The organism is Cobetia sp. BL01 (genome assembly GCF_056493605.1).
Window position 1 is genome coordinate 343286 of record NZ_JBVBEE010000002.1, and the last position, 12756, is coordinate 356041.

A 12756-nucleotide genomic window follows, 5' to 3' on the forward strand; every position below is an offset into this window, starting at 1 on the left:
CACTAGTCACCACTGACATGCCCTTCGCCCCAGCGCGGCATCAGCGCATGCGCGATTCCCAGCTGATTGAGAATGCGCGCGACGATGAAGTCGATCATGTCATCGAGTGTCTGCGGGCGGTGATAGAAGCCGGGGGCGGCGGGCAGGATGACGGCCCCCATGCGCGTCAGGCTCAGCATGTGTTCGAGATGGATCGCCGAGAACGGCGTCTCGCGCGGCACCAGAATCAGCGTGCGACGCTCCTTGAGGGCGACGTCGGCGGCGCGTTCGATCAGATTGTTGCTGGCGCCGGTCGCGATGGACGAGAGCGAGCCGGTGGAACATGGACATACCACCATGGCACTCGGCGCGCCGGAGCCGGACGCCACGGGCGCCATCCAGTCCTCGCGGCCGAAGCAGCGAATCTGACCGGGCCTGGCGGCGTAGCGCTGGGTGAGCACCTCGGTGAGGCGAGCCGGGCGCGCCGGCAGTTCTTCATCGGTCTCGGTGGCGATCACCATGTGGGCGGCCTTGGAGACCATCACCATCACCTCATGACCCGCCGCGACCAGACATTCGATCAGCCGCAGGCCGTACTGGGCACCCGAGGCCCCGGTCAGCGCGACGGTGACCGCCGACTTGAACTCCCCTTCGGGGGCTTTCGCTTGCTGGCTCATGCCTCACCTTCCCGTGCTGCCAGTGCACTCAACAGACGTTCGTGGATACCGCCGAAGCCGCCATTGGACATCACCACCACCCAGTCGCCGGCGCGGGAGTCATTGGCGATCTTGGCGATCAGGGCGTCGAGATCCTGCTCGACATCGGCTTCAACGCCGAGGGCACGACACTCGCTGACCGTCTCGTCCAGTGACCAGCCCAGTGTCGGGCCCGCGAACCAGCTGATCCGATCCGCTGCGGTGACCGCTGCCGGCAGGCGCGCCTTCATGGTGCCAAGCTTCATGGTGTTGGAACGCGGCTCGATCACCGCCCACAGACGACCGCCCTGCCCTTCGGCTGCCACGCCCGGCGCCAGGCCCTCGAGCGTGGTGGCGATGGCGGTCGGGTGGTGCGCGAAGTCATCGATGACCTTGACGCCGGCCACCTCACCGCGCAGCTCCTGGCGGCGCCTGGGCGGCGCGAAGCGCGCGAGCGCCTGCAGCGCCGCCTCGACACTCACGCCGCACTCGACGGCAGCGGCCACCGCGGCACAGGCGTTGGCCACGTTGTGGCGTCCGCGCATCGCCCACTGGCACTCGACGAAGCGGTCCGCCTCGCCGGACACGGCGGCCGGCGCCGCCAGCGCGAAGTGGCTGCCATCGGCACTGATCAGACGATAGCGCCAGTCGCCACCGGCGTTCTCGATGCCACCTTCATCGCCGAAGCGTGTCACCGGCGTCCAGCAGCCTTGATCCAGCACGCGTTCCAGCGCCTCGGCACCGGCGACGGCGTCCGCCGCGACCACCAGCTTGCCGCCAGCCGGCACGGTACGCACCAGGTGATGGAACTGCCGTTCAATGGCCGCGAGATCCGGGAAGATGTCGGCGTGGTCGAATTCGAGATTGTTGAGCACGGCGATGCGCGGACGGTAATGCACGAACTTGGAGCGCTTGTCGAAGAAGGCCGTGTCGTACTCATCGGCCTCGACCACGAAGGGTGCCTGCGGGTCGCCGATACGCGCGGAATCGCCCAGCTGCGGCGGCACGCCCCCGATCAGATAGCCCGGCGTGAGGCCCGCGCATTCGAGAATCCAGGCGGTCATGGTCGCGGTGGTGGTCTTGCCGTGGGTGCCGGCAATGGCGATCACCGGTCGTCCCGTCAGCACCTCGTCACACAGCCATTGCGGGCCGGAGGTATAGGCCAGGCCGCGCTCGAGCAGCGCCTCGACTTCAGGATTGCCGCGCGAGACGGCATTGCCGACCACCGTGAGCTCTGGCGCGGGCTCGAGATTGTCGGCGGCATACCCTTCCATCAGGGTGATACCGGCCTCGGCCAGCTGTGTGCTCATGGGCGGATAGACGTTGGCATCGCTGCCGGTGACGCGATGGCCGCGCGCACGCGCAAGCAGTGCCAGAGAGCCCATGAAGGTACCGCAAATACCGATGACGTGAAGGTGCATCTGTTTCTCCAATCCGGAAGCCCGAGCAGCCTAGCATGCCCGCCAGGCGGCGAGTAGCACGGGCGTGTCGGGGCAGAACGACAGACACGTGGCATCCGGGCGTCGTGCAGGGGTCATGTCTTTCGGATATGATGCGGCGGGTAAGCGCCAGCCCGTTCAAGACCATGACAAGGAAGCAGAGACGAGAAGCCCATGCCCCAGCACAATGCCTTCTACGCCCAGTCCGGTGGCGTTACCGCCGTCATCAATGCCAGCGCCTGTGGCGTGATCGAAGCCGTGCGTGAACACGGCGACCAGATCGGCAAGCTCTACGCCGGTCATAACGGCATCATCGGCGCCCTGACCGAAGATCTGATCGATGTCAGCCAGGAAAGCGACGAGAACATCGCCGCCTTGCGCCACACCCCGGGCGGTGCCTTCGGCTCCTGCCGATACAAGCTCAAGAGCATCGAGGATCACCGTACCCAGTACGAGCGTCTGATCGAGGTGTTCAAGGCCCACGATATCCGCTACTTCTTCTACAACGGTGGCGGCGACAGCGCCGATACCTGCCTGAAGGTCTCCCAGCTGGCCGAGACCATGGGCTACCCGATCCAGGCCATCCACGTGCCCAAGACCGTGGACAACGACCTGCCGATCACCGACAACTCGCCGGGCTTCGGCAGCGTGGCCAAGTACATCGCCACCTCCACCCGCGAGGCCGGCCTCGACATCGCCTCCATGTGCGCCACTTCCACCAAGGTGTTCATCCTTGAGGTCATGGGACGTCACGCTGGCTGGATCGCCGCCGCCGGTGCCCTGGCTGGCGAAGATGCCACCCAGCCGCCGCACATCGTGGTCTTCCCGGAAGTCGCCTTCCACCGCAAGGACTTCATGGCGCGTGTCGACCAGTGCGTCAAGGACCACGGCTACTGCGTGGTGGTGGTCTCCGAAGGTGCCCGCTATGAAGACGGCACCTTCCTGGCCGATGCCGGCAACACCGATGCCTTCGGCCACCGTCAGCTGGGCGGCGTGGCGCCGACGCTGGCCGGCATGGTCAAGCAGGACCTCGGCTACAAGTATCACTGGGCCGTGGCCGATTATCTGCAGCGCGCGGCACGCCACATCGCCTCGAAGACCGACGTCGAGCAGGCGTACGCCACGGGTCGTGCTGCCGTGGAAATGGCCCTGGCCGGCAAGAACGCCGTGATGCCGGCGATCCGTCGCCTCGGCGATGGCGCTGACTACGCCTGGGACATCATCGAGGCGCCGCTGGAGCAGATCGCCAACCATGAGAAGTTCATGCCGCTGGAGTTCATCAGCGAAGACGGCTTCTACATCACTGACGCCTGCCGCCAGTACCTGTCACCGCTGATCCAGGGCGAGGACTTCCCGCCCTTCGTCAATGGTCTGCCGGCGGTCGCCCGCCTCACGCTGGCCAAGGTCGAGAAGAAGCTCACGCCGTTCTCGATCTGATCGATCGCGCTGCCCGTTTTCCCGAGCAGCGCTGTGCCAACGCCGTTGCGGCACCCATGAGAAAGCCCCGCACAGATCACTGTGCGGGGCTTTCTCGTTCATGACGCGAGGCTGCTCTCGACAACCGCACGCCACCGACACACGCAGGGCTATTTGAGCAACCAGGACAGCACCAGCAGCAACAGCAGGATGCCGGCGACGCCCTGCCAGAAATTGGCTGGTTCGCGCATGGCCTCGGATGGCGTGATGGCCTTGCCGGGGTCCTGCTGTGGCAGGCGCAGTGCATAGAGCAGCTCCGACAGACGTCGGAAGCGCAAGGTGCGCTGGGGGTCCAGCGCACGCCTCAGGGCATCGTCCAGCATCTGGGGAACCTGCGGGTTGCGCATGCGTGCCGGCTGATACTCCAGCAGCTCGAGGTCCGTCTGGGTGCGCAGCTGATCCATCGACTGAGCGTAGGGCTGCATGCCGGTCAGCAGCCAGTAGATCACCGACGCCAGCCCGTACTGATCGCTGCGGCGACTGACCTCGGCCCCCAGCGCATATTCCGGCGCACTGTGCTCGGTCAGCCCGACCTGGCGCACCAGGGGACCGGCACTCTCGTGCCCATCCCCTTCGCGCAGATGACAGGCCCCGAAGTCCACCAGCACTACCTTGCCGTGACGGTCGATCATCACGTTGTCGGGGTGGATCAACTGATGCAGCACTTCACGCCGATTGAGTGCGTGGACCGCCTTGCCCAGCTGGCGGGCGATATCCAGGCGCTGCTCGAGATTGGCCTGGGGATGCTGGCGCGCCCAGTCGGTCAGCGTCTGCGCCTCCAGATGCTCGAGCAGATAGTAGAGGTGATCCCGCGGGCGCGAGGGTTCCACCACCTTGACGACGAAGGGCGAGTTGACGCGATCCACCACCCACTGCTGGAGCAGGAAGTGCTCGAGATAGGCGTTCTTGAGCGAGAGCTCCGGACTCGGCGCCTTCATCACCATCACGCGCCGGCTCTTGAGATCCCGGACCTTGTAGACGCGCACCCGCGCACTGCGTGACATCACCTCCAGCACTTCCAGCCCATCGATGCGATCCCCCGGCTCCAGCTCGCGCGGCACCGGCAGATCCCCATAGATGCGCCCCGGCGTGTCCTCGCTGGCACTGGCCAGGCGATCGATACGCACCAGCTGGAAGCAGAACTGATCCGCGGTATAGCCACGTTCGTCGGCACGGTCCGCCGCGGCATGCGCGAGACGCTCGCTGGCGGCGTCCAGATCCGAGACATCATCACGAATCAGTGACACGAAGTCCGAGGGCAGCAAGGTGCCGCGCACCGCCTGGGTGGTCAGCAGGAAGATGTCGCCCTGCTTGAGCGGCAATTCGATGTAATCGATGTCGAGACTGACATCCATGCCCAGAGCCCGTGAGGGATAGCGATAACCGCCCAGGTCCGTGACATGATCACGCGAGATCTGTTCGAACTCGCCACCACGCAGACGGAACACCACGGTATCGCCGGCATGGAACAGATGCGCCGACTGGCCACGGAAGATGACCGCGGAAATCGAGGTGACGTAACTGCCGCCACGCACAAAGCGACTCTGGCTGTAGCACCAGCTGTTCAGCGCTCGCAGCACACGAGTCGCGGAATACTTGACGCTCCAGTTGTCGGGCGTGGCGAAGTAGTCGGCCAGAAAGCCACGCACGGCCAGATCGCCCGCCTGCTTGGCGATGGCGTTCTTGCTGGTGGTATCCGCGATCAACGCACAGCCGCCCTTGGTCGCCAGCGGGCCACGCTCGACAGGAATTTCCAGCGACATCGAGCTGCGGTGGCGCTTGCGGTCCGGTGCCACGAAGGCCTGACCATAACTGAGTGAAAGCTCTGCATCCGCCAAGGCGGTCTCCTTGCATGTCTGTCCTGCGGTGACGACCCTGCTGGTGCATGCCGGCCACGACAGGCCTCGTCACAGTGTCTGCACGGCACCGCGAGTCGCGCGGCGATCCTTGAACAACGGGCACACCATCGGCCAGAGTATCGAGGGATGGCCTCCACATGGGCTCGCGCGCTGCCAAGTGTTACCCGAGTCAGCCTGCAGTGCCACCACTCGTTGGTGCAACGCAAGGCGATCGAGCGTGGCATAATGGCAAAACGGTCTGCCAGTTCGTATAATTCAGCGGAATTTTGACCCGCAGGCCTTCAACCCGCAAACCCAAGGACTCGACAATGAGTTTCGACAAGATCCCCGCTGGCAAGGAATTGCCGAACGACGTCTACGTAGCGATCGAGATTCCGGCCAATCACGCGCCGATCAAGTACGAGATCGACAAGGACATCGATGCACTCATGGTGGATCGTTTCATGGCCACTCCGATGTTCTACCCGGCCAACTACGGTTACATCCCGAACACCCTGGCTGACGATGGCGATGCCCTCGACGCGCTGGTCGTGACTCCGTATCCGGTCGCGCCGGGCAGCGTCATCCGTGCGCGTCCGGTCGGCGTGCTCAACATGAGCGACGAAGCTGGCGAAGACGCCAAGCTGGTCTGCGTACCGCACCAGAAGCTGACCTCCCTGTACGACGACGTCCAGGAAGTCACTGATCTGCCGGAACTGCTGCGTCAGCAGATCGCGCACTTCTTCGAGAACTACAAGGATCTCGAGAAGGGCAAGTGGGTCAAGATCGATTCCTGGGACGGCGCTGATGCCGCGCGTGCCGCGATCGAGAAGGCAGCGGCTGCCTACCAGAAGGACTGATCCTTCCCGTGACGGTCGCCAACTGACCCTCATTTGCTGACCGCTCATGAAAAAGCCCCCGTCATTGACGGGGGCTTTTCGTTTTCTGGGCTCAGCCCGATCCAGCTCAGGCTGACGAGGCTGGCGGACATGACCTCCGTCAGGGTCCGCCAGCCTCGCGTCAGACTTCAGCCCTTCTCGAGCAGGCTGCGCAGGTCACTGATCGCGGAATTGGCACGTGCGATGTAGTTGGCCATGACCAGCGAGTGATTGGCGAAGAAGCCGAAGCCGGAACCGTTGAGGATCACCGGGCTGCCGATATCGGTCTGGGTCGACTCCAGCTCACGGATGATCTGGTCGATGGAGGTCAGGGCATTCTTGTCTTCCAGAACGCCCTGGAAGTCATGACGAACCGCCTTGAGCAGATGGATCAACGCCCAGGAGGTGCCGCGCGCCTGATAGAAGACATCGTCGATCTCGAGCCACGGCGTCTTGATCTCTTCTTCCGTCTGGGTGCTCTTGGCCGAGGTCGCGTTCTTGTCACCGGCCAGACTCAGATTGAGCTGAGACTTGCCGACGCTCGCGGACAGTCGCTGTGACAGGGAACCGAGACGATTCTCGACATCCGACAGCCAGGCCACCAGATTGTCGGCGCGCGCATAGAACTGGCCGTTGTTCTGGGTGTCATCGCTCAGACGCTTGAGGTAGTCCCCCAGCTGGCGGTTGGCATCGGCATATTCATGCTCGGCTTCCGGCAGCATCCAGGCATTGGCGTCGATGAACAGCAGCGATTCCGCCTTGCCCAACGCCTTGTCATCACTGGACTGGGACTGTGAACGACTGAATTCCTTGCGCAGCTCGCGCGTCATGTCGCGCACCTGCACCAGCACGCCATATTCCCAGTTGGGCATGTTGTCCAGCCACAGCCCCGGGGGTGCCACGTCATTCTTCAGATAGCCGCCGGGCTTGTGCAGCAGGGTATCGTTGAGTTTCATCAGGGTCGCGACGGTCGCCGTGCCCGTCGGCAGGACCTCGAAGGCCGGTGCCGGCTGCTCGCCATCGACACTGGCAACGGGTGCCGCCAGCCCATGTACGCGGGCCAGTTCGGTGCGCGTGGCCTGGTCGACATTGAATTCGTCCGGCTCGCTGCTCCAGTAGATCCCAAGGCCAACGCAGACCAGCAGGTAAATGACGAACAGCCCGACCAGTGGTTTCCAGATCCAGCCATACTGAGGTGTTTCCAGCACGTCGCGACCCGCGCCACGCTTGCTGCCTTTACCGAATAGGGCCATGCGTTCTTCCTTGTATGAAGCCTTGTAAAAAGCCGTGTGAAAAAAGACGAGTCAGAAGACCGTGAACCGGTGTCGATACCCGCGTTGCCTCCAGCGCCGGTACTCATGACGTACGTCCTATCCTATCATGCGTCCCTGCGTGTGCCAGTCGCGCTCATCGCGACGTCAGAACCGGGGGAGATCATCGCTACATGGTGGCGCATTCATCCTGGTGCAAGTCGCGACCCGTGATCATCGTGGGCATCATTGCCGGCCCTCTTTCCGTGACGAACACCTCAAGCGAGCTGATCGCGCAGAGGGCACAGGCACTCGCAAGATCGGCTTCTTCTCCCGGCACTGCAAAAGGATGCCTTCGTGCTTCGTCCGTTTCCCGCAAATGACGCGATCTCCCGCCAGATTCGCGCCAGTCTCGCCCTCGCCCGACCGATGCGCCCCGGGGTGCTGCTGGTCATTGTGCTGCTCCTCAGCCTGACCACTTTCGCCCTGCCAGCCCATGCCGGGCTGTTCGGCAGCAGTCCGGCCGCCTCCTCCAGCAGCGAATCGTCTACCGGGCTGTTCACGAGACAGGCATCCAGCAGCGACTTCCTGCCGGTCAACGAGGCCTTCACGCCCCGCGCATGGCGTGAAGGCGACACCCTCTATGTCGGCTTCACCAGTGCCGAGGGCTATTACCTCTATCGCCATCAATTCGACTTCGCGACCTCCCGTGACGACCTCCGGCTCGGTGCCGCGGACCTGCCCCCCGGCGAATTCAAGCAGGACCCCTATCTGGGCGACGTGCACGTCTTCCATGACCCACTGGTCATTCGCCTGCCTCTGACAGCCGCAGACCGTCAGAATGCCCCGGACGAGGCGTCATCGATCAGTGGTCCGGTACCGATATCCATCACCTTCCAGGGGTGTGCCGACGCCGGCCTCTGCTATCCCCCCGAGACCGTCACGCTCGAGGCCGGTGAGCAGAGTGCGCCCGACGCCTTTGCCCACCTGATGCCTGATGCTGCCGCCCTGGAGAACGGCGCTGCCGACGACACTGGCGCACATCGTGCCGGCGAGCCCACCGCTATCCCGGGGACGGATGGCAGCTTTCGAGCATTGTTCACGGATGCCGGCCTCGTCACCTTGCTCGGGCTGTTCTTCCTGGCAGGCCTCGGGCTGACCTTCACGCCCTGCGTGCTGCCGATGATCCCGATTCTCAGCTCGATCATCGTCGGCCAGCGCCCCAGCCGCCCGCGCGCCTTGCTGCTGTCGTCAAGCTACGCCCTGGGCATGGCGTTCACCTACGCCGCGGCCGGCACGCTGATGGGTCTGTTCGGCGCCGGCCTCAACCTGCAGGCCCAACTGCAATCTCCCGTCGTGCTGATTCCCTTTGCCGCCCTGTTCGTGCTGTTCGCGCTGGCCATGTTCGGCGCCTTCAATCTACGCCTGCCCGGCCGCCTGCATTCGCGCCTCGACACGCTGCAGGGGCGCCTGATGAATGCCGGCCCGGGGGGATTGGCGCTGGCAGGCGCGTTATCGGTACTCGTGGTATCGCCCTGCGTGTCGGCACCTCTGGCCGGAGCGCTGGTCTATCTCTCCGCCAGTGGCGATGCCACCAGTGGCGGGTTGGCGCTGTTCGCGCTCGGGCTCGGCATGGGGGTGCCGCTGGTACTGGTCGGCACCTTCGGCGCCAGTCTCCTGCCCAGGGCCGGCGGCTGGATGGAAGGCATCAAGCAGGCCTTCGGCATTCTGCTGCTGGGCGTGGCGCTGTGGCTGGTAGAGCGCTTGCTGCCGGCCTCGCTGACGGTGCTGGGCTGGGCGGCATTGGCCATCGGCACCGGGGTGGCGCTCGGCGCGATCAGCTCCTCAAACCACGGCTGGGCCCGCGCCCGTCAGGCACTGGGGCTGCTGGCACTCGGCTGGGGGATGATCAGCCTGCTGGGCGTGGCCGGCGGCGCAAGCGATCCGCTACGCCCATTGGCCCCCTTCACCGGAGGCGGAACTGCCTCGGGACAGGCAACCGAGCAGACGCTGGACTTCACCACCGTCACCGACTTGGCTGCCCTCAAGCGCGAGCTGGCACTGGCTGACCGTCGCGGGCAGCCGGTCTTCGTCGATTACTACGCCGACTGGTGCATCTCCTGCAAGGTGATGGAGCGCGAGGTCTTTCCGCGCGTCGCGAGTCAGCTGCGACAGTTTCATCTGATTCGCGCCGATGTCACCCAGACGGATGCCACCACCCGTGAGCTGCTGTCATCGTTCGGCCTCTTCGGACCGCCCAGCCTGCTGTTCTTCGCAGGACAACAGGAAATGACCGAAGCGCGGATTCAGGGAGAGGTCGATGCCGAGCAGCTGGGCGAGCATCTCGACGAGGTACTGCGTCACCATCGCACTGCCGCGGGTGCATGATCTGGCGGGAGTCAGCCATGCCGGACACCGGCAGATGACGTCGCGATGTTGACGGGATGGCAGCGCGGGAGAGTCGGCGTGGCAATCAGGATAAAAGCGGCAGGAAATCCGGTTCGGTGCCAAACTGGACAGCGTTCGAGAATTTCGGCAGAATCCGCGTCACTGCGACAACAGTCTAGGCTCAATAGGTAAACGTCGCGGATAGTGACGGTATCTTTGCATTTTCACCCAGGGTTAACAGCTCAGCGAGTCACGCACTTGCTTCCGCTGACAAGAGGACTTTCATGGCGCGCATCCTGGTACTCAACGGCCCCAACCTCAATCTGCTGGGCACCCGCGAGCCCGAGGTGTACGGCACGACCACCCTGGAAGATATCCGCTCGCGTCTGGAGACACGGGCCAGCCAGGCTGGCCACCAGCTGGACTGGCTGCAATCGAATGCCGAGCATGTGCTGGTAGATCGCGTGCATGCGGCCCGTGAGGATGGCACCGCCATCATCCTGATCAATCCCGCGGCCTTTACCCATACCAGCGTAGCGCTGCGCGATGCCCTGCTGGGGGTCGCACTGCCCTTCATCGAGCTGCACCTGTCCAATACCCATGCCCGCGAGGCGTTCCGCCATCATTCCTATCTTTCCGATGTGGCACGCGGCGTGATCATGGGGTTTGGCGCTCGAAGTTACGACATGGCGCTTGATGCCGCCCTGGCCGATCTTGCCTAGCAGGAACGTCCCGGCGCAGCCTTCAGGCACGGCAGGCCTCATAGCTGCCTGAGACAAGGATTGACCGGCCCATCGGTCGGGACAGCCAATATCGCTGTCACCCGCAACCAGTGACGTCTCGGTTGCACACCCCATTTCCAGCCACCTTTATATCGGGATGAATTTCATGGATATCCGCAAGGTCAAGAAGCTGATCGAGCTGCTCGAAGAGTCCAACATCAGCGAAATCGAGATCCAGGAAGGCGAAGAGTCCGTTCGCATCAGCCGCCATCCGCAGGGCTTCGCCCAGCAGCCGATGATGCAGGCCCCGATGATGATGCAGCAGCAACCGATGCAGCAGCAGGCCGCACCGGCAGCCGGCAGCGTCGAGGCACCGGCAGCCGCCGCTCCGGCAGCGCCGCAGGGCCACACCATCAATTCGCCGATGGTCGGCTCCTTCTATCGCTCTCCGGCACCGGGCTCCAAGGCCTTCATCGAAGTCGGCCAGAGCGTCAAGAAAGGTGATACCGTCTGCATCGTCGAAGCCATGAAGATGATGAACCAGATCGAAGCCGACAAGGATGGTGTGGTGGAAGCCATTCTGATCGAAGACGGCGAGCCGGTTGAATTCGACCAGCCCATGATCGTCATTTCCTGATCCCAACGGACACGTCACCATGCTCGACAAGGTACTGATTGCCAACCGCGGCGAGATTGCACTTCGCATCCTTCGCGCCTGCAAGGAACTGGGCATCAAGACGGTAGCGGTGCACTCCAAGGCCGACCGCGATCTGATGCACGTCCGCCTGGCCGACGAAGCTGTCTGCATCGGCCCGGCCTCCTCTGCCAAATCCTATCTGCACATCCCGGCGCTGATCGCAGCCGCCGAGGTGACGGACGCCGACGCCATCCATCCGGGCTACGGCTTCCTGTCGGAAAACGCCAACTTCGCCGAGCAGGTCGAACGCTCCGGCTTCGCCTTCATCGGCCCGCGCGCTGACACCATCCGCATGATGGGTGACAAGGTCGCGGCCATCGAAGCGATGAAGCTGGCCGGCGTCCCGACCGTACCGGGCTCCGATGGTCCGGTGCCGCAGGATGAAGACGAGATGTTCGCCATCGCCGAGCGCATCGGCTACCCGGTGATCATCAAGGCCGCCGCTGGCGGTGGTGGTCGCGGCATGCGCGTGGTGCACTCCAAGGCCAGCCTGCTGTCCTCGGTGAGCATCACCCAGGGTGAAGCCGCCGCGGCCTTCGGCGACGGCACGGTGTACATGGAGAAATTCCTCCAGAACCCGCGTCACGTCGAAGTCCAGGTGCTGGCCGATGGCCAGGGCAACGCCATTCACCTGTATGACCGCGATTGCTCCCTGCAGCGTCGTCACCAGAAGGTGCTGGAAGAAGCGCCGGCACCGCAACTGGATGAGGAAGCCCGTGCCAAGGTCCTCAAGTCGTGCACCGATGCCTGCATCGAGATCGGCTATCGTGGCGCCGGCACCTTCGAATTCCTGTACGAGAACGGCGGGTTCTACTTCATCGAGATGAACACCCGCGTTCAGGTCGAGCACCCGGTGACCGAGATGGTCACGGGCGTCGACATCGTCAAGGAGCAGCTGCGCATCGCCTCCGGCCTGCCGCTCTCCATCAAGCAGGAAGACGTCAAGCTGCGTGGCCACGCCTTCGAATGCCGCATCAATGCCGAGGACTCGCGCACCTTCATGCCGTCTCCGGGCAAGGTCGAGCTCTATCACGCGCCGGGCGGTCTGGGCGTGCGCATGGACTCGCACCTGTACTCCGGCTACACCGTGCCGCCGCACTACGACTCCCTGATCGGCAAGCTGATCACCTGGGGCGAGAGCCGCGAGATCGCATTGACGCGCATGCGCAATGCCCTCGACGAGCTGCTGGTGGAAGGCATCAAGACCAACACTGACCTGCAGAAGGATCTGGTGCGTGATGCCGGCTTCCAGGAAGGTGGCGTCAACATCCATTATCTGGAGAAGAAGCTGGGCCTGTAATCTGCCCTGCTTGAGACTGGCAGCATCGGTCGACACATGACAGAAGGGTGGCCTCGGCCGCCCTTCTGTCGTTTGCGCAGGGGCCCTTGAGTGC

General features: G+C 64.0%; 10 protein-coding genes. 6 read left to right on the forward strand and 4 right to left on the reverse strand.

Annotated features, from left to right (window positions below; all coding sequences use genetic code 11):
* Positions 1 to 2 precede the first annotated feature (2 nt).
* Entirely contained in the window at positions 3 to 656 is a 654-nt protein-coding gene (locus ACZYGA_RS05185; RefSeq protein ID WP_077371887.1) for a flavin prenyltransferase UbiX, read from the reverse strand.
* A complete protein-coding gene (gene mpl / locus ACZYGA_RS05190) occupies positions 653 to 2095 on the reverse strand; it encodes a UDP-N-acetylmuramate:L-alanyl-gamma-D-glutamyl-meso-diaminopimelate ligase (RefSeq protein ID WP_479398524.1) in 1443 nt (480 codons plus the stop codon). The genes ACZYGA_RS05185 and mpl overlap by 4 nt, the downstream gene beginning before the upstream one ends.
* A gap of 192 nt (positions 2096 to 2287) precedes the next feature.
* Between mpl and ACZYGA_RS05195 the strand changes: the two genes are divergently transcribed.
* Entirely contained in the window at positions 2288 to 3550 is a 1263-nt protein-coding gene (locus ACZYGA_RS05195) for a 6-phosphofructokinase (protein ID WP_077371881.1), read from the forward strand.
* Between the two features lie 149 nt (positions 3551 to 3699).
* On the opposite strand, the gene ACZYGA_RS05200 is transcribed toward ACZYGA_RS05195, so the two are convergent.
* Positions 3700 to 5427 (reverse strand): bifunctional protein-serine/threonine kinase/phosphatase, encoded by a 1728-nt coding sequence (locus tag ACZYGA_RS05200; RefSeq protein ID WP_077371878.1) that lies wholly within the window; start codon positions 5425 to 5427, stop codon positions 3700 to 3702.
* A 329-nt stretch (positions 5428 to 5756) separates the two neighbouring features.
* Between ACZYGA_RS05200 and ppa the strand changes: the two genes are divergently transcribed.
* Positions 5757 to 6287, forward strand: coding sequence for an inorganic diphosphatase (gene ppa / locus ACZYGA_RS05205; protein WP_043331979.1), 531 nt, complete (start codon positions 5757 to 5759; stop codon positions 6285 to 6287).
* 167 nt (positions 6288 to 6454) lie between these two features.
* Here ppa and ACZYGA_RS05210 read toward each other — a convergent pair whose 3' ends face one another.
* Positions 6455 to 7558, reverse strand: a complete 1104-nt coding sequence (locus ACZYGA_RS05210) for a DUF2333 family protein (protein WP_077371875.1) — start codon at positions 7556 to 7558, stop codon at positions 6455 to 6457.
* A gap of 354 nt (positions 7559 to 7912) precedes the next feature.
* Here ACZYGA_RS05210 and dsbD point away from each other — a divergent pair, with 354 nt between their 5' ends.
* From dsbD to accC, 4 genes are all read left to right on the forward strand, one after another.
* Positions 7913 to 9943: a protein-disulfide reductase DsbD gene (dsbD, locus tag ACZYGA_RS05215; protein WP_479398526.1), complete on the forward strand. Its 2031-nt coding sequence runs from the start codon at positions 7913 to 7915 to the stop codon at positions 9941 to 9943.
* A 284-nt stretch (positions 9944 to 10227) separates the two neighbouring features.
* On the forward strand, positions 10228 to 10665 hold the full coding sequence (gene aroQ / locus ACZYGA_RS05220; RefSeq protein WP_077371872.1) for a type II 3-dehydroquinate dehydratase: 438 nt from the start codon (positions 10228 to 10230) through the stop codon (positions 10663 to 10665).
* A gap of 166 nt (positions 10666 to 10831) precedes the next feature.
* Positions 10832 to 11302: an acetyl-CoA carboxylase biotin carboxyl carrier protein gene (gene accB / locus ACZYGA_RS05225; RefSeq protein WP_077371869.1), complete on the forward strand. Its 471-nt coding sequence runs from the start codon at positions 10832 to 10834 to the stop codon at positions 11300 to 11302.
* Positions 11303 to 11321: 19 nt separating this feature from the next.
* Positions 11322 to 12662 (forward strand): acetyl-CoA carboxylase biotin carboxylase subunit, encoded by a 1341-nt coding sequence (accC, locus tag ACZYGA_RS05230; protein WP_077371866.1) that lies wholly within the window; start codon positions 11322 to 11324, stop codon positions 12660 to 12662.
* Positions 12663 to 12756 lie beyond the last annotated feature (94 nt).